Source organism: Salinimicrobium oceani (genome assembly GCF_012037645.1).
Genome location: NZ_JAAVJR010000005.1, coordinates 268438 through 291352 on the forward strand (window position 1 = coordinate 268438; position 22915 = coordinate 291352).

The following is a 22915-nucleotide window of genomic DNA, read 5'->3' on the forward strand; positions in this document are numbered from 1 at the left end:
ATCTCTAAAAAAAGCTTTTTTGAACCCTTAGGCCAATCCCTACATTTGAGGAATCTTCGGAATGAATGTCTGCCCCAAACTGAAGGTTAATATTCAGGAAATCCTGCCATACATTCACATCTAAATATGTGGAGAGGATCTGTTCCACTGGTTTCGAGGTTCCACCTTTAGCGCCATAATTTGCGCGATAACTGGCTAGAAGCTTATAAGGGTAAGTGTAAAACGCATTTCCCGTTAATCCAAGATGATGTGCCACTACATTGTTATGAGCAACTCTGAATCGCTCATTGTCCAGCATCATAAATGGAAGTCCGATGATCCTTTTTTCATAGGTCCAGCCAGAGCGGTAAAGGTGATTATTAAAGTAATTGTCTTTCCCATCTGTAGTAGGATAGGTTTTGCTTTGATGGCGTGTGAAATAGAACTCATACATCATAGCCTGCACCCACTTCTCCGGCTCCTGATCCTTCAAGTAGATTCCGTAGCGACCATCGGGAGTATTCCGAAGTTTAATTCCCGAAAAATCTTCAAAAATGGTATTGTAGATCAGCGATAGGTCATAATGTGAGAAGGAAGTGTTTAGCTGTACTTCATAACCTCCAAGGTGATTTCCTAGCCCATTGACTTCCTGTTCCCCAACAAACCCATCTCCCCCAATGATACTACCTCCTGTTATCACTTTAAGATAATCTTCAAATCCAGATGGTAAATCCCCATATTCCGGAGATTTACCAGCCCATTGTACATAATGGTGCCCTCCTGCAATCAGTTCTACGTTCCTGATTCCGTTGAAGATGAAATGAAAACTTTTGTGGTGAATTCGTGGCGTTTGAATATATCTTTCGGTTTCTTCAGAGAAAAATTCTTCCCAGGAGGCTTTAAACCCAATTCCAGCACGTTCAAAGAGCGGAATTGTTTTAGTACTAAAGCTTAATCCCGGAATTGGCCTTGAATTTAGAGACCACAAAACATTCTCATTTGTGGCGCTAATTCCGCTAAAAAATTCTGTCTTTTGTTTCCTGCCGGCATATGCTTCAAACCAGTTATTCTCATAGCCTACAAAGTATTCATCCAGTTGTACCTCGTTCGAGTAGCCATCGTGGTATAGTATTCCCAATCCTGCAGTCAACACTCCCCCATAACGAAATTCATAACTTCCAGTTCCATTTAACCAGGAACTGAGATTGGTTTTTTCATCCAACCTTCCCCTTTGGTTTGAATGGATCCAGAAGGGACTTTCTTCCCCAGAAAATAAAGTGCCTTGAGCAATAGCAGAAAGATTATAATTAATTTCCTGAGAGTAGAGCCCGGAGGTCATTAAAAATAGTAAAAAGGGGAGCTTACGTAGCACGTTTTAGATTTGCTTGTAAAAGTAGTATTATCCAGATAAAGGTCAATACACTTAGAACTAAAATGAGTAATTTTATCTTCCAAAACCACGACATGTTTAATTTTTTTCATAAAAAATATTTTCTAAAGGATTATTTGGAAGGGTATATAGACATTCATAATCATGTATTACCAGGTATAGATGATGGGGCAGCCGATGTGGAAGCTTCCGTTGAATTAATAAACCGTTTTAAGAGTTTAGGGATTTCAAAATTAATTGCTACCCCTCATGTAATGAACGATTATTACCCCAATACCTCGAGCAGTATTAGGCAGGCACATCACCATCTACAGCAGCTTTTGAAGGATAAGAACATCCAGATAGAGATAAAACCTGCCGCGGAATATATGATGGATCAAGCATTCTTGGATTTACTCGAGAGGGAGGATCTCTTGTGTCTTAAAGATAACATGGTACTGGTCGAAATGTCTTATTTTCAACCCCCAATAAACTTAAATGAGATCCTGTTCAAATTACAAACCGCCCAATATCGCACTGTATTAGCTCATCCAGAACGTTATGCCTACTTCCATTCGAAATCTCTCAATAAATACTCAGACCTTAAGAGTAGAGGGTGTCTATTTCAACTAAACCTGCTTAGTCTTGTTGGCCACTACGGTCGAAATATGCAAGAGATTGCTTACAGATTACTTGAGGAAGGCATGATAGATTTTTTAGGTACCGATACTCATCAGCTTCGCCATCTGGAAAAGCTATCAACCGCAAGCTTTCGAAAAAAAGATCTTGAACTCATCCTTCCCGTAATTCAGAACACAAAAAAAGTCTTTGCTTACTAAGCTTTTCTAAATGGTTTTTTCAGAAAGTTAAATATACCTTTCTTTTCTTCATCGGCAGAGTATCCATAACCGTAGCCATAAGAGTAACCATACTTGGCTCCATATGAGAATTTGGAGTAGTCCACATCATTTAGAACAATTGCCAGGCCTTTCAATTTCCCCTGCTGTTTAAGATCCTTTGGAAATTCCAATAATTTCTTTTCAGTAAAACCTGCACGAGTAACGTAAATAGTTGTGTCGGCGAGCTGACTTATTAAGAGCGTGTCTGTAACAATCATTGTAGGGGCGGTATCTACAATAATAAAATCATAATTCCCTTTCTGGCTATTGATAAAATCTTCCATTCTATCATTCATTAACAACTCAGCAGGGTTAGGAGGAATTGCTCCTGAAAAGACTGTATCTACTGGTATATTATCCTGATTCAAATTTTGAATAATATCATCGGCACTGATATCCATATCATATAAATAGTCGGACAAACCTTTAGTATCCAGAGTATTTCCTGCAAACTTATGGAGCCGCGGATTTCGAACGTCTGCACCCACTAAAAGTATTTTTTTCCCTGTACTGGCAAGGGTGCGTGCCAAATTATATGAAATGAAGGTTTTACCTTCACCTTTAATTGTAGAGGTTACGAAAATTACTTCTGCTTTTTCTTTATTTCGTGACTGCACTAGATATGCAAGATTTGTTCTAAGTATTCTAAAAGATTCTGCAAGGGGAGATCGATCATTGAGCTGGATCACCTCAGATTCCTCTTTTGTTATTCTGGGAATTTCACCTAAAAATGGAATGTTTTTTATTAGTGGCTGCAGATCTCCTTTGTGATGAACCTTAGTGTCTAAAAAGTTTATTACAAAAATAATTAGAAGAGGAAGAAGTAACCCTATCAATCCCCCACCCGTAAGAATCAACCAGGGCTTGGGGTCAACAGGTTCGTTATAAGTAAATGCAGGATCAATGACCTTTGCGACTGGAGATGTTGATGCGAAAGAAATAGCTGATTCTTCTCTCCTTTGCAATAAGAAGAGGTAAAGTTGTTCTTTTATTTCCTGTTGCCGCTCAATACTGCGTATTCCTTTTTCCAGGCCTGGGAAAGTGCTGAACTGTCCCTCTGCCCTTCTATCCAGTTGATTAAGTTCCCTGAGCTGAATATTTATTGAACTTCTGGTCTGGTCAATATTGCTTAAAATATTATCTCTTAAGGCGTCCAGTTGTTCAGTAAGAGTTTCTACCACGGGGTTCTGAGAAGTCCCGGTTTTTAAATAGGCATTTCTCTGAAGTACCAGCTGATTATAATTACTTATTGCACTTCCCATACCACCTTGTTCCAGCCCCATTCCTTCAGGTAACAATTGATAGGGTTTTGCTGATCTTAATGTACTTTCAACTCCCTCCAAGATCATAAGTTGAGTTTCCAGAGAGAATATCTCCTGTTCAGCCATTGTGGATTTTGATAAATATTGGCTAGCACTACTTTCAACGCTCATGAATCTATTCTCACTTTTAAAATCTGCAATACCACCTTCAACGGAGTCCAATTCCTGAGTAATCAATTCAAGTCGTTTCCGAATGAATTCCGAAGTATTTTCTGCTACCTGCCTTTTATCTGCTACCCCATCTGCATTAAAGTGAACCATTAAGGTGTTTAGGAAGTCCTGAGATTTTTGAGGAACTTCCCCAGTGATGTAAAGAGAAAGGATATCCTGGGCTTTTCCTTGCGGAGCAACAGTCATATTCCAGATATATTCATTCGCAACCTCTCTTATTGGACGAACTAAAACATTAACGGTAACATTTCTGTTGATCTCATTCTTATTTGGTGCTATAAGGAAGCTAATTCCATTTAAGGTCACGGGTTCCCCGAAACTGTAAGTTTTTGAGGATCCGTCAGCGGTCTCCAGTTCATAGGAAGTGCTATTAACCGGTGTAATCCAGAAGTTTAAAAAGGCTTCATGAACTTCCCTTTGTTCGGAAAGAAACTCGATGACAATGGGAGGGTTCTGATATGCTTCTACTGCAATAACATTACCCTCTAAAAAATAGGACACATTTAAATTTAATTCATCTATGACACCTTCAACTAATCGCTTAGATTTAAGATTAACGATCTGATTTTCCAGGGAATTATTCTCAAATGCTAAAATAGATGTTCCCCCTGAAGGCAAAGCTCCCACAAGATTACTGCTTTCATCTTTAAGGATCATCATGGTTGCTTCCGTGGCGAATTTGGGAAGCGTATATCTGTTATATAAATAAGCAAGAGTTAATCCTAAAAAAACGCCGAAAACCAGCCATTTCCAATGCTTCAGGTATTTAAAGATCTCAGCTTTAAGGTCAAAATTCGATTCCTGCTTCTCTGAAAACTCTTCGAGTTCTTCCATAATTATCTGCTAAATAATACTAACAAGCTAAACGCTGTAGTTACAATTGAGACTAGCCCCTGCCAGCTGGTAATAAATCCTGCCGATTTCACCTTTCTATAAGTGGGCTCTACATAAACTATATCATTTTGTTTTAACCAATAAAAAGGATTTTGAAAAATATCTACGCTGGTGAGATCAAGTGTCTCATACTTCATTTCATCATCCACCTGTCTAATCACTAAAATATTATTTCTTTTACCGTCATAAGTTATGTCTCCTGACATAGCAATTGCCTGTGGCACAGAGATCCTTTCATCCATCACATCAATGACGCTGCTACCGGTCTCCCCCATTACTGTCACCTTAAAATTGACTATTCGAACTCTTACTACTGCATCCTTCAGATACTTTTCACGGAGCACAGTGGTGAGTTCTTCCTCCAGTTCTTCTCTACTTTTTCCTTCTACATAGATCTCACCAAGAACGGGAAAATTTATATAGCCTTCTGAGTTCACGAGATAACCTGTCATTGACGAATTCTGGTTACCTCCTCCACCTCCTGAACTCTGGTTCAGGTTTAACTGAAAAGGTGCCGACAGTTCCTGATCCATTGAAGAAACATCCACCCGAAGCACATCATTGATCTCGATTTTGGCTACAAAATCTTCAGGTGCAGCCATATTTGGCAGTCTCTCAAAGTCCTGAAAATAAACGATCTCTTTTTTTGTAGAACAGGAAGAAATTGAAAAAATCATTAAGATTAATAAAAACAATTTTAGGGATACAAAGCTCCTAAGTTTGTTTTTCAGGGGATTAAATTGGACCATCTAAATTGTTTTCTTCTGGTTTGGGTGTAAAATAGGTTCTTTATCTAACTTTTCAAAAGTAGAATTATTGCTTTTAAATTCAGGCACTAATGCTTTAAGCTTAGCCACAACCTTATGGCTCTTTAATTTGTTTGCTGCTTTGACGATTTGATCAACGGAATCACTGATTTCGGGATAATTGCCAACCTGATCTATTGCAATCATAATTTTTTTATGATGAGTGGGTAAGGTTTTACTTTTCTCACTCAATAGCTCTTCGTATAATTTTTCTCCAGGTCGTAAGCCAGTGATCCTGATACCAATCTGTTTATTTGGAATATAACCAGCTAGCTTGATCATCTTAATCGCCAGATCCATGATTTTGACCGGTTCTCCCATGTCAAAAATGTAGATTTCACCTCCTTTTCCCATAGCTCCAGCCTCAAGCACTAATTGACATGCCTCAGGAATTGTCATAAAGTACCGTATGATATCTGGATGTGTGATGGTAACAGGACCTCCTTTTTCTATTTGTTTTCGGAATAATGGCACTACAGATCCATTAGATCCCAGTACATTTCCAAAACGTGTGGTAATGAACTTTGTTTTCCCTTTTCCCTGTGCACAAGCAGCATGATAAAGAGCCTGAACATACATTTCTGCAGCCCTCTTTGAAGCCCCCATTACATTAGTTGGATTCACTGCTTTATCTGTGGAAACCATAACAAAGTGCCCTACCTCATACTGAACTGCAAGATCGGCCAGGTTTTTAGTTCCCATGATATTAACAAAAACCGCTTCATGAGGATTGGCTTCCATAAGAGGCACATGTTTATAAGCAGCAGCATGATAAATAACATCAACCGGTCTTTTCTTGAACAACAATTCCAACCGTTTTCTGTTGCCCACATCACAAATGATACTACTGAAATTAAGATCTGGAAATTTTGCCTGAATCTCTAACTGGAGATTATGCATAGGAGTTTCTGCCTGATCCAAAATTATAAGCAATTTTGGGTTATATTCTGCTACCTGTCTTACAATCTCACTTCCTATTGAACCTGCCCCTCCAGTTACTAGAATTGTCTTTCCTGTTAATTGCTGTCTCTTATTTTCTTTATTTAGAAGGATTGGTTCTCTATCCAGCAGGTCTTCTATTTGCAGGGATTTTACTTTGTTTGATACCGATTGTTCGTCTTCATAATTTGAGACAATGGGCGCGTTAAAAACTTTGATATCATTTTCAAGGCATTCCTCCACTAAAGAAAATTTTTCTTCAGCAGTCAGTGTATTTTCAGAAAGAATCAATGCAGTGGCTCCAAGAGCCTTAGCCTCTGCACTCACTTTTAATCCATTATAGATCACAGGTTTCCCCAGGATCCTGATATTTCTACGCGTATTATCATTAGTAATAAAACCACGAATATCAAATCTCTTAGGATGTTCTATTTCTAATGCTCCTGCAATGGAGATCGCATTTTCATCGGCACCAAAGACCACAGCCTTTTGCAAATTCTGATTTTTCTGAGTGGTTTTAAAATACTCATACAATTGTTTAACGGAAAGTCTAAAGAGAAAAAGAAGTGAAAAGGAAACCAGGAAATAGAAAATTAAACCGGCGACAAGATAAATTTTTTCACCAATCAAGACATAACTCGCATAATTGATAAAAAGTAAGGTCAAAAAAGTACTGAAGCAAGCCAACATAATCTTAAGGGCATCGACATAAGAAGAATGTCGTATTAGACCTGCGTAGGTTCTGAAAATAAAAAAGAAAAAAATATTAACTCCGATCACCAGGAACATCCTTTCATAAAGAGAAAGAAAGTCATAAAAATGAGAAGTAAGATCTCTTAGAGCTACCACTGTCAACAAGTCAGCAATTATGACAATGGCTGTATCTATACCAAGGATTGCCCATCTTGGCAAATACTTAATATTTCTAATATCCAGACTGTTTTCTGATGAAAGTATCTGGCGTAATGCGTAATTGAGCTTTTTACCCATATTAAAATTTAGGGTCAGTTATTTCTCTTGAAGAAAATTATCTACTGCTTCTTTTATTCTTTCTTTTTCTTCATTTGTTAGGTTAGAGCCAGAAGGTAAACAGAGACCAGTCAAAAATGCTTCTTCTGCAACTCCATTTCCATAAAAAGGAGCTTCCTTAAAAACTGGTTGCATGTGCATTGGTTTCCACAGTGGTCTGCTTTCAATATTCCAATTCTCCAAATGTAACCGAAGTTCTTCTGTACTGAAAGGAATTTTTTCCTTATCTAACTTAATAACAGTCAACCAATGATTACAAAAGTAAGATTTTTCGGGTTCATTTAATACTTTCACCCCGTCTAAGGAAGCAAATATCTCTTTATAAAAGAGGTTCATCTCTCTTCTCTTTAAGATATGAGCATCCAGCACTTCCATTTGACCTCTTCCGATTCCTGCTGAAATATTACTCAGTCGATAGTTATATCCAATCTGACTATGCTGATAGTGGGGAGCCGCATCTCTCGCCTGAGTAGCTAAGAATATCGCTTTTTCTTTCATCTTAGGATCCTTACTCACCAATGCCCCGCCTCCTGAAGTGGTAATGATCTTGTTCCCATTAAAAGATAAAACCGCAAATTCGCCGAAGGTTCCACATTTCTGCCCATTATAAGTACTTCCCAGGGCTTCAGCACTATCTTCAATTACAGGAATGTCATATTTTCTTGCTATTGCATGAATATCCTCTACTTTATAAGGCATTCCGTAAAGATGAACGGCAATAAGTGCCTTAGGTTTTTGGCCTTTTTGGATCCTGTCTTTTATAGCATCTTCAAGGAAGTCAGGAGAAATATTAAAGGTGTCCTCCTCACTATCGATGAAAACCGGGGTCGCTCCCAAATATGCTATAGGATTTGCCGAAGCCGCGAACGTAAGGCTTTGGCACAGTACCTCATCCCCTCTCTGCACTCCGCAAAGAATCAAAGCCAGATGTAATGCAGCGGTTCCTGAACTTAATGCAGCCACTTCAACATCCTCTCCTAAATATTTTTTAAGGTCATCTTCAAAGCCGGTGACATTTGGACCTAAGGGTGCAATCCAATTCTGCTCAAAGGCCTGAGCAATATACTTTTGTTCATTTCCTCCCATATGTGGAGAGGAAAGCCATATTTTTGACAAGCTCATAACTGAGGTTTAGTTTTATAGTAGTCAATACAGATTTTTGGAAAATTTTCAGCAATCATCTCGTTAATCACCAGGCTGACATCATAAATGAAGTTTTTCAAAATTAAAATATCCTTTTCTTCATCTACAATAATGTACTCAGCAAGATTAATAAACTTCCTGTTTTGGCCTATGCTGCCAGTATTGATCAATCTATTATTTTCAAAAATCCGGTCAAATTGATAATGAGAATGACCAATGACATAATTTCTCTTAATATTCATTTTCGAAATATCCGTATCTGGAAAAATATATTCATTACTTATAGTATGCTGTACTCTAAATTTTTTTATATCGTACATCTGCTGATATTCTGCAATAAAATTTGTTTTTTTAAATTTTCTATAACAATGTTCGAAAAAAGCTTTGACCACTTCATTACTTCCCGGATAATTTCCTGATAAAAAAGCATCCTCATGATTACCTTTAAGCCTAATGGTATTAGGTATATCATTTAATAATTCAACACACTCATTACTCCAAGGCCCATAATTAACTACGTCCCCGTGAGAAATTAATTGATCAAAATTTCCTTCCTCTTTTTTTAATAATTTTTCCAAGGCTGGTAGATTGCCATGGACATCACCAAAGATCAAATACCTCATAATTCTAATTAAAATCGAGTTCTTTTTTATCTAGAAAATGTTGTACAATTTCTTCTAACCCATCCTGGATGGAAATAAAATCCCTCTTTTTATTTCTCAAAACTTCCTTTAAAAGCAGTGTACTGACGTTGGATTTAGAAGGCAAATTCGAGGTTTCTTTGTCAACTAATCTAGATGAAGATTTCGACAATTTCTTAAGAACTTCTGCAAGGATAAAGACAGAAATCTGTTTTCCCCTCGCCACGTTCACCACATTATGTCTATCTTTTGACTGACTGAGGTGGAATAAAATTTCGCTCACATCCCGAACATGTAGCAAATCCAAGGTGTTTTTATGTGCATCAAAAAGAACCACATCTTTATCTTGTATAAGATTGCCCAGGAGAGAATATATCAACCCCTCCTCTACCATACCTAAACCATATATCGCTGATAATCTGGCGTGAATTAATTCAACAGAAGTATCTTTAAGAGCTTCATTTAATATTTGTTCCTGGCTCAATTTTGACATAGAGTAGCCAACGTGATAACCATTGGGAATATCTACGTGATTCTCCAAAAGAGGATCTGGCCAGGGTTTGTTAACTACCGCAAGAGTAGAACAATTGATTAATTTTTTTGCTTTTACATTTATTGCCCAGTTTGCAATATTAATGGCTCCTATAATGTTGGTCAGAAAAATTTCTTTAAGAAAATCAGGATCCTGGGATGTTTTTCCTTTTACCGGAGTTCTTGATGCACAGTTAATTATGATATCAGGGGAAAATTTAATCTTAGTAAATTCCTCTTTATTAGTAATATCGACAGGTATGGAGTCACTTTTTCCCGATCTGGAAATTTCCAGTACGTCTTCCCCACGATCTCGTAAATAACTTACAAGATGCTGACCAATAAATCCAGTGCTTCCAAAAATTGCATATTTCATTTTTATTCCTTCAATTTAAAAGGAAAAAATTCAGCACAATATGGTTCTATTGAACCCTTTTGGCGAAATTCGTCAAGCTTCTCATTAGAAACGAAAATATCCGAAAAAGTCCTAAGTACGGTACCTTGTCGTAAGTTTGGTTTTTTTATTGGTTTTTCATTTAAATAATATTCCACAAGAGCTTCAACCTCATTAAATCCGAACATTAGTCTTATTGGAGTCGTTCCGCTAAATCGACAATTAATTTCAAAGATTACGGGTTGGCCATTCTTTATTCTATATTGGAAATTTGCAGGTCCCTCCACTCCTAATTCTTCAGCTATCTTTGCAATGGCTAAATCATAAGGGGAATCACCTTTTCTATAAGCTCTCCACGTATTTCCATCCCTCAAATCTCTCACAAGTGAAACCACAGCCACACATTTTCCGTTAATAACCAGACAGCCGGTTGTAAATTCACCTTCATCTTCTCCCAATTTTTCCTGAACGACCAGATTATTCTCATACCGGGTCACCTCTTCTAAGTCTTTCCGTGAATTAATTATTTTTATTCCTTTTGATCTGGCCCCATCCACTGGTTTGGCAATAAATGGAAAATCGGCATTCTTAAGTAAATTGTTAATACCAGAATTGTCTGTGGTTAAAGCAGATATCGGAAAAGGAAATCCCTTGTGCCGAAGAAATTCTGCGGTCAACCACTTGTTGTTGGCAATTTCAACCACTTCTGTATTTGAGACCACAACTTTAATCTTATATTTATCTTCTAAATAGTTTTTTTTTATTGCAAAAAGAGGTAATTCCACATCAGTACCTATTAAAATAATTTCTATTGCCTCTTTTTGAATGATCTCTTCAATCTTTCCAAGATAATTATTTTCTGTAGCGGAAGGAATAATATATGATTTATCTGCCAAAGCATGACCGGTAGCACGAACATCGGGATCTGCAGATATAACAAAATATTCCTTTTTTGAATGGTTAAGAGATCTCAGTATGCCCTGACCTAAAAGGGCCCCGGCACCTGTAACTAAAATTCTATTCATATGTTTTTTTTTGTTTCAAATATTCTGTAAAAGTCGGCATCGTAGGATGTCCCTTTGCACTAATCCCTTCTGACTTAACTACTTTTAAAAACGTCATTAATAAAATTCGGAAATCTAGTGAAAAACTTATATGATCAACATACCAAACATCAAGGGTGAATTTCTGATCCCAATTCACAAAATTTCTTCCGTTCACCTGAGCCCATCCCGTAATACCAGGTTTAGCTTCATGTCTTCTAAGCTGTTCTTTATTGTATAAAGGTAAATATTCTGGTAACAATGGACGAGGACCAATCAAGCTCATATCGCCGATAAGAACGTTGATCAACTGAGGAATTTCATCCAGAGATGTTTTTCTCACGATTCTTCCTATGGGAGTAAGGCGTTCAGCATCTGGAAGCAATTTACCGCTACTATCCGTTTTGTCATTCATAGTTTTAAACTTAATGATCCTGAATAACTTTCCATTTTTACCCGGACGCAGCTGAAAAAAAAAAGGATTATCCCTATTCGCAATAAATAATAAAAGAGCTATTAACAGGAATACCGGCAAAAGAAAAAAACAAGCCAGCAGTGCAATAAAAAAATCAATAAGAGGTTTTAAATATCTTCTGTACACAAAGCCGATTTTTCAGGGGCAAACTAAAGGATTTATAGCTTAAATCCGTCGCAAAGATATGTTAATTTCGGTAATTCGACTTTCGTTATTAGTTAATTGGAGAATCATTAATTAGTTAATTCGAGAATCGGAAAACGGGAAACGTTATTTGGGGAAATCAGCCCTCTTTCGCCACGTGCTATGATGGGAAAAAATCGGAAATCGGAAACGGGAATCGATAAGTTGTAATTGGTTAATTCGTGATTGGTAAATTGGGAGGCGTTAATCAATACTTATGTTCTTTGTTTTTTTGCTGGATTCCATTTTTTTTCGTTTTAACTCTTCCCTTAAAGGGAGCCAAAAAAAATGGAACTTAGTAGATGTCCTCATTAAGCAGTCCCTCAATCCTCCGGGCTACCAATCACCCAATACTCTGTTCTCCTCTTCTCCTATCCCTCAGTCTAAACCGGAATTAAGTATTTGGTGATTAAAATTTGGTGCTGGGAATTTACAACTGTATCATCACGGATTACAAATCCGCGCCAGCAGTTCCTGAACTAAGTGTCTCGTTTTTTTGTTTTACCCCATCCCTAAAGGAAGTGAAAAAATTTTTACCGAAAATCTCCTCTTCTCCCAGTCTCAATTCTCCTAATCTCCTCGTCTCCCTGTCTCCTAGTCCCCAAGGCCTACTTCCCTCATCTGTAACCTATATTCCTCTAAAAGCAAACTCCAGAACACTTTTCTTTCATATTTAGCAGTTATAACAGAACGGGAATTTGTGGCGAGCTTTTGGCGTAGTTCGTTATCAATTGCCAGTTTCTTAATGGCGAACAGAAGAGCTCCCTGATCTTTTACCGGAATTATTAAACCGTTTTCTTCGTCCCGGATGATCTCATTACAGCCATTTATATCGGTAACAATAGAAGGCAATCCCATTGCCCCGGCCTGCATAACTACATTAGGGAATCCTTCCCTGTAGCTAGGAAAAACCAGCGCATCTGCAACTGCAAAATATGGCCGGACATCTACCTGGTAACCGGTGGTGATAATTTTTGGATGCTTCTTTATTTCCTTGAAATTCTCGCCTGTAATGGGATCCAATTCCTGTTCAAAGGGACCAACCAGGAGCAAACCGATATTTTCACTCTCTGAGGCTAATTGCTTAAAAGCCTGCACCAGTTCATTAATTCCTTTATCCTTGACTAGTCTGCCTACAAATATGAAAACGAGATCATCTGCAGGAATTTTTAAAGACTGACGGATTTCCTTCTTCTGTTCTGCAGTGAAATCTGTCGGATTGAAATATTTAGTATCTATCCCATTCGAACTCCCCTCTCCTAATACTTTCAATTTTTCGGGTTTGATAAAATTATGGTTTAGAATGATCTTTTTAAGACCTTCGGAATTCGGATATACCTTTGTAGCAAGACTGTAGGTCAGCCGCTCCACCTGCTCAAGAATCTTTCTTTTAGTTCCCAAAGTTTCCATCAATGGCATACCGGCCACCGTGTGCAATCGAACAGGCACTCCTGCCAGTTTAGCTGCCATCATTCCAACGATTCCGGCTTTTGGAGTGTGGGTATGAACAATTTCAGGTTTATTTTTTTTAAAATATCTGTAGAGTTTTAGTAAGGCCTTCAGATCTTTTCCCGGAGTGATCTCCCTGGTCATTTGCAGGTGAAAGGTGTCCACGCCATTATCCCGACCATACTTCTCGAGGCGTTCTTTTTCTGCAGAAATAGCCGTCACCTCAAAATACTCATTCATGAACGTCAGCTGCCCTTCAAGAAGTTTTTCCAAAGAAATCGGAATGGTGGTGATGCGGATAAGTTTGGGAGGCATAAAGTTTTTTGGCAAATATACCCAATCTTTAAAGGAGAATTAGGAGAACAAACCTTCATTTATTATTACTCACGTCTCTAAAGGCAAATTTTCAGGTGATTCACCTTCCAATGAAGCAACATAAGAGAAATCAGTTTAGATTTTCTCATTTTGCAGCAGAAACTGAAGCTGTTTATCAAAAATGACTTTCTTAAATGATATCTGCTGAAGTTTTTGTTTGAATAATTTAAACTCCAGATCAGGATCATGTAAGCCCTGTTCTTTAATATGTGCCTTATTTTTCTCTTTATCTAATAAATGATCACGATAACCGGTAGCGTAGGGAGTTTGAAAAAAGGTAAACCCGGTAATATAGACTTCCTTAAAATCAGCCTGTAAAACAGACATTAGGGCAGAAAAACCTACAGTTGGAATGCTGCTTCCTAAAGATTTACTGATACAAATATAATCAGCTCGTGAGAGTATGTAGGTGCTTCGCGATGAACGATGTCTTTTATAATAGCTAAAATGGGTCCTTAGGCCTTTGGATGAAAAAACAGGATTAATTATTTTTTCTATACCGAGTTTATCATAATATCCCCAATCAATAGGGCCACCACCGCTGTAGTCGTTCTCATAAAAACTGTGGTATAAATAGGTGAATTTAGAACCAATGTATTCAGCCTTTTCAGGAGTCCATACATGCGGAGCCTTGTTAATCCTGACAACCACATCATGTTCATCTATATATTTACCGTTCTTTTCATCAAAAGCCGAGTCAGCGGCCCCTATGATAGCTACTCTTTTGTTCCTGTAATCCTTTTGGGGATCAAAAATCTTAACCGATGAAAGCATTAACGTGCCGGCATAAATATTTCTGATAAGCTTCATCGGAAGGAATTTAGATAATAGTCCGCTTTCTCCTTTAGGTCTTCATTGTTATAACCAAAGAATTTAATTCCGTTTTTTTCCGCTGCCTCAAGATCATTAACAGAATCTCCTACCAGACAGGTCTCCTCTTTTTTATATAAATTCTTCTCAAGAATATTACGTACAAGTTGAATCTTAGGGGTTGGAGAACCTTCTACACTTACAAAATATTGTTCTATTCCAAGTTCCTTACATAAAAATCTTAGTTCATTACCATCTGAACCGGAAACAATGTACATTCGGTGTTGTTGAAAATATTTTCTAATAAAATCTATCACTTCCGGAACTAATCTTTCAGGAGAAGTTAAAAAGCTCCTCATAATCTTGGAATAATTTTCTGCTAGTTTCTGCAGTTTCGCCTTTTCAGCTGTTTCTTGCCGTATATGTTCAAAAAAATATCTGAACTTCACATACCGGGATAAGCCTCCGTTCCTTCTATGATATACCAGTAAGGATTCAACTTGGTCATCAGGATAATTTATCAGCACCTGCTTAAAGCCTTCTGTCCGAATATTCATAGAGTCTAATATGACTCCGTCAAAATCCCACAGAATATTTTTTTTACTTAATAAATCTTTCATACACCGCTTCAGCTATTTTAAAATCCTCTTCATCATCTATGTCTAAGGAATTAATTTTTCCGGTAACCATTAAGAAAGGTTTCTTGCCTATTCTAACCCCTTTTCTAAAGAACTCGCGGGCAGCCAAAAAAACAGCATTATTGATTTCGAAACAATCGTTCAGATCCTGCGTTCTGGGCCATGTAAATACCGAATGATTATTTATCAATTTTACGGATTTCACATCCAAGAGATAATCCCTGTACTTTCTGCCTGTTACAAGAGAATCAGAGTCATTTTCCAATGCGACAATATATTTTTTAATAGCTTCCGAATAAAGCTCCGGTCCAAAAAATGGTGATGTGACATGAGTCCACAGTATATGTTGTGAAGAACAAACCTCCCCTGCATGAACAATAAGATTTGAAAGGATTGTGTTTGAATCGCCCAACCCGGCCGGACGTTCAACAATTTTTATTTTATTAAAAGATTTTTGCCAGAACGTTGCAATGTCATAACATTTAGCATCATTCGTGGAGATTACTACCTCATCTACTTCCTTAATCTTTTGTAACTGTTCAAGTTTTAATTGCAACAGCCCACCCTGAATACCGCTAAAAACACGGGTGTTCTTTTCAACTACACGCTCACTTCCTTTCCTTACAGGCAAAAAAACAGATACAGACATTAAATGAGTGAAAAAATTGATGTTACCGGGACATTATATTTAGTGGGGGTGAGAGATCGAATATCCAAACCTTTATCATTAGCATGCTGAAAGAGATCATCATTTTCTTCATATAGTTCCATCTCTTCCATACTTACTAATTCATCATACCCGTCGTAGCCCACCAGCAGGATCTCTTTAGCTGAAAGCTGCAGAGCTACTTCAAGAGCCATGGCTGTGGCTGATATTTCACCATTAGCAGGAAAAGATAATTTGTTAAGACGGTTACTATTCTGCTCATGCCCTTCTGGAATGTACTCGCTCAAAGCATAGCTTTCCGGAGGAAAAATTAATTCGTGTTTGCCCTGATCAAAATTTTTCCAGATTCTCTCGAACCTTTTTCCTTCCAAACCTGGCATACAATGGATCTGCCGGTTTTGTAATCCCTGGAACACTTTCATGTTTTTAGAGCTTGAATGAATGATCACTACATCAGAATTCTCTTCAAGATAAAAATTTAAAGCTTCCGAATATTTCCGTACGCCCGGACCTCCTCCTACTAACATTACTTTTGCGGTTTTTAGCCCGCATTTGAAAAAAGGAATTTTCCGGAGGCTCCAGGAGTTTTTGTCAGGAGAAGTATTAACTTTTGAAACAATAGCATTTAATGAAAAATACCTTTTTTTCAATTGGGAGAATACTGTCCTTTGGGGCAAGGAAAAAGCGCCGGAAACCATATAGGCCAAGTGACTTCCCCAATTATATTTTCTCTTAAGCTGTGTAAACCGGCTACAGATGTTATTCAGAACATCAAAGTCAACAGCTAAGTCTTTTTGTTGATGCAAGACAGTGAGCAAGAGCTCAGTTTTCAAATTACCAGCGCCGCGTCCCATACCACCAATTGTAGCATCAATCATATCAGCACCTGCCTCTATAGCTGCAAGAGAGTTGGCGAGGGCCATCTCAAGATTGTTATGTCCATGAAAGCCAATTTTGAGACCCGGATTTTTCTTCAACTTTAAAATTATTTCCTTCACCTGTTCGGGATACATTCCGCCATAGGAATCAACAACGTAAAGATAATCAATGGATCTTTCAAGCTTCTCCAAATCCAATTCAGAAAGGAATTTTTCTTCCCAGGTACTGGCATACATAAGATTAAAGGATATTTTAAATCCCATATTCCTGATACCCTTAGTCAGGGCTAAGGCTCTCATTAAGTTTTGAGGTGCAACAGCCAATCGAACTACTTCAACAATTCCCCGACAGGGAAGAAGTAGTGATCGGAGATCTTCCTGTTTGATTTCCTTTTCATCAAGAATGACTGCTAGTTTTTTTGTAGTATTTTTCCTGATCCTGCTAAGGACCACCTCCGGGAGGTAATAAAAAGCTCCGTAATAGCCGGATTTAACCGGTGAACGGTAACCAATCTCAATAAAATCAACAGGAAGAGCGTTCATGCTCGCAATATATTCCTCAACAAGATCCTCACTAAAATCCCAATCGGAATAGTACCCCCCATCTCTTAAGGTGCAGTCGAGCAGAGAAAGGCCTTTCTTTGTAATGCGAGACATATTTTTCTAGTGATTGTTACGCAATATAAGCATTCCGCATTAATTGGGTTTTAGTCTTCTGCTGAAATCCTGCTGCACAAATGCCTTCAATGCTTTCCATTGAGAAAGGAACATTTTCTTTCCATAATTTCTCCCAAACCGATAACCGAGTACCATTTTAGCAATGCTTTTTAACAAGAAATAGAAGAAGGCAAAGAAAAACTTATGCCGGTAATAAATTTGAAGTAGATTCCTGGTGCTGTAAAACTCACGCTGTAAATATTCTCTGTTCCCGAAAGAATGATCCCGCCATCGATAATTTTTTGCTACATTACCTGATCTTACCCGTGTTCTGAACCAATTATCAGCGTCAATGTAAATTTTGAAACCGGCAGATTTGACCTTAAGACAGAAATCCAGTTCTTCAAAACCAAAGAATAACCTTTCATCCGGCAAAATTCCGGCTTTAACCACCTCAGCATTCACTAACATATTCTGACCTCCGGGTACTAAATCTACATCCAGATAAGGAGCTTCCTTTAATTCTTTGTTGGATAGAGAGCTTATTCTTCCGGTCAACCTATTCAACCTTCCTCCTTTTCCTCCGAATATTCCAAGTTTAACTCCTTTTCTTTGCAAGATTTCTATTCCTCCGAAAAGTATTTCAAAATCCTGTTCGCTTGCGGGAGGATCATCATCATCTCCCCAATAGATCCACTGATAGCCCATGGCAGTTAATTTTTCAAGTCCTATTTTTGCTGCTCCCGCCGGACCTGAATTATATCCAACCCGGAGATAATTTACTTTTTCAAAATTTAGTGTATCCAGAAGTTGTGAAGTTTCATTTGAATCGCTGTTATCTACTACTATAATTATTTCCGGCGGCAAACTTTGACCTTGAAGCTGTCTCAAGGTATTGATTAATATATCCGGTCTCTCGTAGGTCATAACAAAGGCGGCAAACCGGAAACCTGACTTCATACAATTAACTTTTTAACTTTAATCTGAGATTAAATAACTGATGAGCAACTTTAATAAACGCTGCCTTTGATCTTTGACTAAAGGAATAAAAATGAACTCTTCTGTTCTTGAAATAGATCCCTTCGCCCATTTTCTCTTCGGAATAGAACAGTGTTTTTATTCCTCCCTGCTCAATAAAAAAACCTACTTTAAGAGTATCCTCAAGAGATGCCGGTTGGAGAGGAGCTCGAAGTAAATGTTCAATCTCTGATCGATTTTTTGGTTTAAAGGCATAATTGGCAGGATAAAAAAAACCTATCCCTAACAATAATACAGGTTTCCTCATAAAGGTTGCCTCCAGACCGGTAGTAGAGCCAAAGCTTACCACCTTCTCCGCAGACTCCATAAGAGCGTAAGAATCTATAGCACTTTCGGGAGCTATTACATAAATATTGGGAAAGACCTGGTGAAGATCAATTATTTCCTGCACATAATCCTGCCGCACACCTGTGAGATTAGGATGCATTCTAATTATAAGATTATGATCAGCAAGATTTTGACCTACAAAATTAGTAAGAAATTTAATTCCTTCATTCTGATCCTTAAAATGAGGATTTTGAAATAGGTCTCCAAATGCGGCAATTTCATCGTCTGAACTATTAAAGAGAACGATGTTTTTATTACCATTTAAAGCTTCTTCCGGAATGCTTCCCTCTTTCATCTTACTGGTATAAGAAGGAAATACCACACTTTCTCCTGCCCTTTGTCTTAGATAAAACTCTGTTCCTATACGTTCTTTTTCTTTTAGTGGAAGAGGAGATTCTCTCCAGTATGTCTCCACCAATTCAAATTTAGACTGAGGATCATGAGGAAAGGAGTTTTTATAAAAGTCAATGTGCCCTTTTAATCGGGTTTTTTCCACATTATAACAATCTATATTTTTGGAAATAGCCGCTCTCATCACAGCCCTTACATAATCTTGTCTTCCATTAAAATTGTAAACTACATCAATTTTTTTTTCAATTAACCAGTGCTGAAGCCCCAGGTAAAGAGTTAGAGCATTGACTGCTAATTCCTTCACGAATGGTTGACGAACATCCTTCAGGTCACGGTCGCGTGTTACCGAAATATATGTAGAGAGTGTGGCTTCACCCACTTCAAAATTCTCATAAACCTGGTCAAAGTCTATTCGCGGCTTATTCTGAAAGAAACCTTTGGCAGTTGCCCGATCTTTAATCGTGATCAGGTCGTCGATTTTGAGATGGGTAAAATTACCCGAGACAAGTTCCAGAGTATTAGCATTTCCCGCCTTACAACGGAAACAAATATCGGGCTGTTTTTGTGGATTAAAATAACAGACATCGAAACTATTCGAACAACTTAGAAAAGATATATTAGCCTCCGGATACTTATTAATTAAGGTTTGCAGGACATCAGGCATAATGCCCCTCGAATAACTGTTATAACCAAAAATTCCCGCAATCAAGATGTTCATTTTAAACTTTTTGAAGTGCTACTAATCGACGAAAAGACTCTGAATTCTGAAGTAACTCATTATAGGTGCCGGAAGATATAACTTCTCCTTCCTTAAGCATGTAAATCCTATCGGCATATTTCACGGTAGACAACCTATGGGCAATTAAAATAATAGTTACAGTACCTTTTAAGATTTTTATATTCTCTTTTATAATATTTTCCGTTTCACTGTCCAATGCTGAAGTTGCCTCATCCATTAATAATATATCTATTTCCTTAAATAGTTCCCTCGCAATACTTATCCTTTGTTTTTGGCCCCCACTCAGTGAGATACCGGTATTACCCAGATAAGTCTCCTCCTTTTCAGGCAAACCATCAACAAATTCTTTTAAGGCTGCCTGTTTGAGTGCTGTTTGAAATCTTTCGATATTTTCTTCAGTTTTGTCTTTCCAGAAGGTAACGTTATTGAAAATGCTGTCACTGAAGACAGGAGGATCCTGCGGAATATATCCGATTTTTTTTCTGAAAGAATATAAATCTAATGTTGTAATGGCAGTACCGTCAATTGTATAAATTCCTCCGGAAGGAATTAATAATCCTGAAATAATATTCATTAAGGTAGTTTTACCGGACCCACTCTCTCCAATAAAAGCTACGGTTTCATTCCTCTGAATTTTCAAATTTATATTTCTCAGGACCTCTGTCTTTCCATAACTGAAATTTACTCTCTTCAATTCCAGAGCGTTCTTAAAACCCAAAAACGGTTTTCCTTCAAACTGCTCCTTTGCCCTCTGCAATTCTTCGGTAAACTCCTCCATATTGTAAAGCGAACCGGAATAACCCAAAAACATATTCCATTGTTCCTGCATTCCCATAAAGAAGCTTAGAGCTCTATACAATAAAACCAGACTCAACAGAATTAGAGTAAGATCTTGTCCAAAAAAGTTCACCTGCAGGTAAATCGCGAATAAAACAACCACAATAACCAGAGGTTCTCTCAAGGCATTTAAAAGAGAATCTACAATACCTATCCGCAGTTGATCTTTTTCCATCTCCATGATATTCTTTTTTAGTTTTTTACCAAAAAAGATATTCAGACCTGTCGTTTTGAGATATTTAAAAAAATATATCTTTTGCATAAGCAAGCCCTCATAAAGATGGGAACGCCCGGTGAATTTTTTCGAAAAATATTTAGTTCTTATATAAAGACTTTTGAACAGAAGAATTGTAGATAATCCCCCGAGAATCACAATAAGAGAAAAAACCGGATCGGCCAAAAATGCAATGATCACATAGACCAGTACCAAAGTTCCATATTGAAAGGATTTAAAATAAAATCTAAAAGCAGTATTTACTCTATTGACCTCCCCAGAAAAGGTATTTTGGATCTTCCCCGCATCTGTTTTAGCAAATTCCTTAAAATCCAGTTCGTTTAAAAGATCAATATTAGACATTCTTATCTGGCGCATGAAATATTGCTGATACACCACCCTTAAGTAGCCTTCAAAAAATTTGACCAGGCCTTTTAAGCTGAAAAAAAATAAGATTAGAATCAGAATATTTAGCAGGGTGGGATTAACATTTAAAAAATCTACTACGACATCTGTAATAAATCCCCCTTTAGATGCGGTGTTATTTTCTTCAGAAACCAACTTTAACAATGGGATAAAAAGAGCAAGACCTATTCCGTCTAAAAGACCTACTAAAAAACTCAAACTAAAAAAAACCGGTATCCTATATCCCAGATATTTATAGAAGTAATTAAAAAATCTAAAAGGGGTTTTTAAATGCAAATTAGTTCTATTTTTTGCTCAGGAACAAATATAGCAATATCCACCTTAGTTAAATATTTAAAAGCGGTCAAGAGAATTCTTAATTAACCATGATATAGAAAATTCAGACTTATGATTTAGCGGGTCTAATAAATATATGGATTATTTCAATTATATTGCAGGACATCCGCTATTGCAGAAATTCTGTATTTTTTTTAAAAGATTCAGGGTCTTTACAAAAAAACCTGATTACTTCCTGCATTCGAATGTTCGTCCGGTAATGGAAAAAAGAAAATATCTCCTTCAGCAGCATAAGATCTTGAGGATAATCACAGGTCAGAACTATTTTGTCTCTGAATTTATCATGCAGCCGGGGTTGTAGCCGGGTGAATAAGGAATTTTCATGGTGAGATTGCCGTAAGGAAAGAGTAACATGTTCTGCCTGTTCTTTATCAGGGCACTGGATTTTTTTCAACTCCTCCAGTTTTACAAATTCGAAACCAGCGCCCTTTATTAGTCCATTCTCATAAATTCCATCCACATAGGAGTAGCGATCAAAAAGATCCAGATTTCCCTGTAAAAATTCATAATCAAACAGAGGATTATCTCCCGTTACACGAATAATATTTTCAAACCCAAATTTCTCAGCAGTATTTATATATCTTTCCAGAACATTATGAAGATCTCCCCTGAAGAAATCTATCTCTTCCTGCTCTAAAAAATTACAAAGTGGATCATCTGTAGGATCTGTGCTGGTGCAAACGACCACCGGTAAATCTAATAATTCGGCTCTCCTTACCACATACCAAATAAGAGGATGTCCCCCGATCTTCATGAGGGATTTACCCGGTAACCGGGAACTGGACATCCGGGCCTGGATAATTATTCCTGTTTTTCCAGACATTCCCTGACATATTTCTCATAGGTTTCCTGCAGCTTATTCTCCTGATCAAGAAGCTTTTCAACAAATTCCCGAAAAGCTCCCTCTCCCCCTTTCTTTTCCAGCACTAATCCTGCATTTTCCTTTATTCTCGGATAGGCATCAGCCGGACAGGCAAACAAACCGACTTTTCCTAACAAGTGGAAATCATTCATGTCATCTCCCAGAAAGACTACTTCTGACAAGGAAATTTTCCATTCTTTGCACATAGACCTAATAGCTTCTAATTTATTCCGCACTCCGAGGCTAACATGCTCCACTCCTAATTTATTCAACCTCTTTCTCACCATCTCATTTTCTTCAGAAGACAGGATCATAAGTGGAATTCCCGCCAACCTAGCTAAACTTACGCCATAGCTGTCTTTGGTGGTGAATCTTCTCATCACATCCCCTTCAGCAGAATAGTAGAAGGAACCATCTGTCCAGACGCCGTCAATGTCGGAAACTATAAGTTTGTATTTCATTGTTGGTTAATTGGTTAAATGGTTAATTGGGG

The 22915-nt window shown here is 37.6% G+C and carries 20 protein-coding genes; 1 reads left to right on the forward strand and 19 read right to left on the reverse strand.

The window, feature by feature from the left end; genetic code table 11:
- Positions 1-4 precede the first annotated feature (4 nt).
- The gene (locus tag HC175_RS10830) at positions 5-1351 is read right to left on the reverse strand and encodes a capsule assembly Wzi family protein (RefSeq protein WP_317172106.1); all 1347 of its coding nucleotides are present in this window, start codon (positions 1349-1351) and stop codon (positions 5-7) included.
- Positions 1352-1443: 92 nt separating this feature from the next.
- Here HC175_RS10830 and HC175_RS10835 point away from each other — a divergent pair, with 92 nt between their 5' ends.
- Positions 1444-2187, forward strand: coding sequence for a tyrosine-protein phosphatase (locus HC175_RS10835; RefSeq protein WP_168138507.1), 744 nt, complete (start codon positions 1444-1446; stop codon positions 2185-2187).
- On the opposite strand, the gene HC175_RS10840 is transcribed toward HC175_RS10835, so the two are convergent.
- From HC175_RS10840 to HC175_RS10925, 18 genes are all read right to left on the reverse strand, one after another.
- The gene (locus HC175_RS10840; RefSeq protein WP_168138508.1) at positions 2184-4574 is read right to left on the reverse strand and encodes a GumC family protein; all 2391 of its coding nucleotides are present in this window, start codon (positions 4572-4574) and stop codon (positions 2184-2186) included. The two genes, HC175_RS10835 and HC175_RS10840, sit on opposite strands and share 4 nt — an antisense overlap.
- 2 nt (positions 4575-4576) lie before the next feature.
- Positions 4577-5311, reverse strand: coding sequence for a polysaccharide biosynthesis/export family protein (locus tag HC175_RS10845; RefSeq protein ID WP_235942590.1), 735 nt, complete (start codon positions 5309-5311; stop codon positions 4577-4579).
- Between the two features lie 72 nt (positions 5312-5383).
- Positions 5384-7369, reverse strand: coding sequence for a nucleoside-diphosphate sugar epimerase/dehydratase (locus HC175_RS10850; RefSeq protein WP_168138510.1), 1986 nt, complete (start codon positions 7367-7369; stop codon positions 5384-5386).
- 18 nt (positions 7370-7387) lie between these two features.
- Entirely contained in the window at positions 7388-8530 is a 1143-nt protein-coding gene (locus HC175_RS10855) for a DegT/DnrJ/EryC1/StrS family aminotransferase (RefSeq protein ID WP_168138511.1), read from the reverse strand.
- Entirely contained in the window at positions 8527-9174 is a 648-nt protein-coding gene (locus HC175_RS10860) for a metallophosphoesterase family protein (protein WP_168138512.1), read from the reverse strand. Before HC175_RS10860 ends, HC175_RS10855 begins: the two co-directional genes overlap by 4 nt.
- Before the next feature lie 4 nt (positions 9175-9178).
- Positions 9179-10099: an NAD-dependent epimerase/dehydratase family protein gene (locus HC175_RS10865; protein WP_168138513.1), complete on the reverse strand. Its 921-nt coding sequence runs from the start codon at positions 10097-10099 to the stop codon at positions 9179-9181.
- Between the two features lie 2 nt (positions 10100-10101).
- Positions 10102-11142: an ATP-grasp domain-containing protein gene (locus tag HC175_RS10870; RefSeq protein WP_168138514.1), complete on the reverse strand. Its 1041-nt coding sequence runs from the start codon at positions 11140-11142 to the stop codon at positions 10102-10104.
- A complete protein-coding gene (locus tag HC175_RS10875) occupies positions 11135-11761 on the reverse strand; it encodes a sugar transferase (protein ID WP_168138515.1) in 627 nt (208 codons plus the stop codon). The genes HC175_RS10870 and HC175_RS10875 overlap by 8 nt, the downstream gene beginning before the upstream one ends.
- A 651-nt stretch (positions 11762-12412) precedes the next feature.
- Positions 12413-13582, reverse strand: coding sequence for a glycosyltransferase family 4 protein (locus HC175_RS10880; protein ID WP_168138516.1), 1170 nt, complete (start codon positions 13580-13582; stop codon positions 12413-12415).
- A 135-nt stretch (positions 13583-13717) separates the two neighbouring features.
- A complete protein-coding gene (locus HC175_RS10885; protein WP_168138517.1) occupies positions 13718-14452 on the reverse strand; it encodes a glycosyltransferase family 29 protein in 735 nt (244 codons plus the stop codon).
- Entirely contained in the window at positions 14449-15072 is a 624-nt protein-coding gene (locus HC175_RS10890) for an HAD family hydrolase (RefSeq protein ID WP_168138518.1), read from the reverse strand. The genes HC175_RS10885 and HC175_RS10890 overlap by 4 nt, the downstream gene beginning before the upstream one ends.
- On the reverse strand, positions 15053-15739 hold the full coding sequence (locus HC175_RS10895; protein WP_168138519.1) for an acylneuraminate cytidylyltransferase family protein: 687 nt from the start codon (positions 15737-15739) through the stop codon (positions 15053-15055). The genes HC175_RS10890 and HC175_RS10895 overlap by 20 nt, the downstream gene beginning before the upstream one ends.
- Positions 15739-17292 carry an aldolase catalytic domain-containing protein gene (locus HC175_RS10900; protein ID WP_168138520.1) on the reverse strand — a complete coding sequence of 518 codons (1554 nt, stop codon included), beginning with the start codon at positions 17290-17292 and terminating at the stop codon, positions 15739-15741. The genes HC175_RS10895 and HC175_RS10900 overlap by 1 nt, the downstream gene beginning before the upstream one ends.
- Before the next feature lie 39 nt (positions 17293-17331).
- Positions 17332-18252, reverse strand: a complete 921-nt coding sequence (locus HC175_RS10905) for a glycosyltransferase family 2 protein (protein ID WP_168138521.1) — start codon at positions 18250-18252, stop codon at positions 17332-17334.
- 4 nt (positions 18253-18256) lie between these two features.
- A complete protein-coding gene (locus HC175_RS10910; protein WP_168138522.1) occupies positions 18257-19726 on the reverse strand; it encodes a capsular polysaccharide export protein, LipB/KpsS family in 1470 nt (489 codons plus the stop codon).
- A gap of 1 nt (position 19727) precedes the next feature.
- Complete coding sequence (locus tag HC175_RS10915) at positions 19728-21422, reverse strand: ABC transporter ATP-binding protein (RefSeq protein WP_235942591.1); 1695 nt, start codon at positions 21420-21422, stop codon at positions 19728-19730.
- A gap of 247 nt (positions 21423-21669) precedes the next feature.
- Positions 21670-22383, reverse strand: a complete 714-nt coding sequence (locus HC175_RS10920; RefSeq protein ID WP_168138524.1) for a cytidylyltransferase domain-containing protein — start codon at positions 22381-22383, stop codon at positions 21670-21672.
- Positions 22362-22883 (reverse strand): KdsC family phosphatase, encoded by a 522-nt coding sequence (locus HC175_RS10925; protein ID WP_209309969.1) that lies wholly within the window; start codon positions 22881-22883, stop codon positions 22362-22364. The genes HC175_RS10920 and HC175_RS10925 overlap by 22 nt, the downstream gene beginning before the upstream one ends.
- Positions 22884-22915: the final 32 nt, after the last annotated feature.

Bases quoted from the DNA above. Each gene is read 5' to 3' on its own strand.
- HC175_RS10835 (WP_168138507.1), top strand. From the start codon at position 1,444: ATGTTTAATTTTTTTCATAAAAAATATTTTCTAAAGGATTATTTGGAA.
- HC175_RS10840 (WP_168138508.1), bottom strand. From the start codon at position 4,574: ATGGAAGAACTCGAAGAGTTTTCAGAGAAGCAGGAATCGAATTTTGAC.
- HC175_RS10845 (WP_235942590.1), bottom strand. From the start codon at position 5,311: ATGATTTTTTCAATTTCTTCCTGTTCTACAAAAAAAGAGATCGTTTAT.
- HC175_RS10850 (WP_168138510.1), bottom strand. From the start codon at position 7,369: ATGGGTAAAAAGCTCAATTACGCATTACGCCAGATACTTTCATCAGAA.
- HC175_RS10855 (WP_168138511.1), bottom strand. From the start codon at position 8,530: ATGAGCTTGTCAAAAATATGGCTTTCCTCTCCACATATGGGAGGAAAT.
- HC175_RS10860 (WP_168138512.1), bottom strand. From the start codon at position 9,174: ATGAGGTATTTGATCTTTGGTGATGTCCATGGCAATCTACCAGCCTTG.
- HC175_RS10865 (WP_168138513.1), bottom strand. From the start codon at position 10,099: ATGAAATATGCAATTTTTGGAAGCACTGGATTTATTGGTCAGCATCTT.
- HC175_RS10870 (WP_168138514.1), bottom strand. From the start codon at position 11,142: ATGAATAGAATTTTAGTTACAGGTGCCGGGGCCCTTTTAGGTCAGGGC.
- HC175_RS10880 (WP_168138516.1), bottom strand. From the start codon at position 13,582: ATGCCTCCCAAACTTATCCGCATCACCACCATTCCGATTTCTTTGGAA.
- HC175_RS10885 (WP_168138517.1), bottom strand. From the start codon at position 14,452: ATGAAGCTTATCAGAAATATTTATGCCGGCACGTTAATGCTTTCATCG.
- HC175_RS10890 (WP_168138518.1), bottom strand. From the start codon at position 15,072: ATGAAAGATTTATTAAGTAAAAAAAATATTCTGTGGGATTTTGACGGA.
- HC175_RS10895 (WP_168138519.1), bottom strand. From the start codon at position 15,739: ATGTCTGTATCTGTTTTTTTGCCTGTAAGGAAAGGAAGTGAGCGTGTA.
- HC175_RS10900 (WP_168138520.1), bottom strand. From the start codon at position 17,292: ATGTCTCGCATTACAAAGAAAGGCCTTTCTCTGCTCGACTGCACCTTA.
- HC175_RS10905 (WP_168138521.1), bottom strand. From the start codon at position 18,252: ATGAAGTCAGGTTTCCGGTTTGCCGCCTTTGTTATGACCTACGAGAGA.
- HC175_RS10910 (WP_168138522.1), bottom strand. From the start codon at position 19,726: ATGAACATCTTGATTGCGGGAATTTTTGGTTATAACAGTTATTCGAGG.
- HC175_RS10920 (WP_168138524.1), bottom strand. From the start codon at position 22,383: ATGTCTGGAAAAACAGGAATAATTATCCAGGCCCGGATGTCCAGTTCC.
- HC175_RS10925 (WP_209309969.1), bottom strand. From the start codon at position 22,883: ATGAAATACAAACTTATAGTTTCCGACATTGACGGCGTCTGGACAGAT.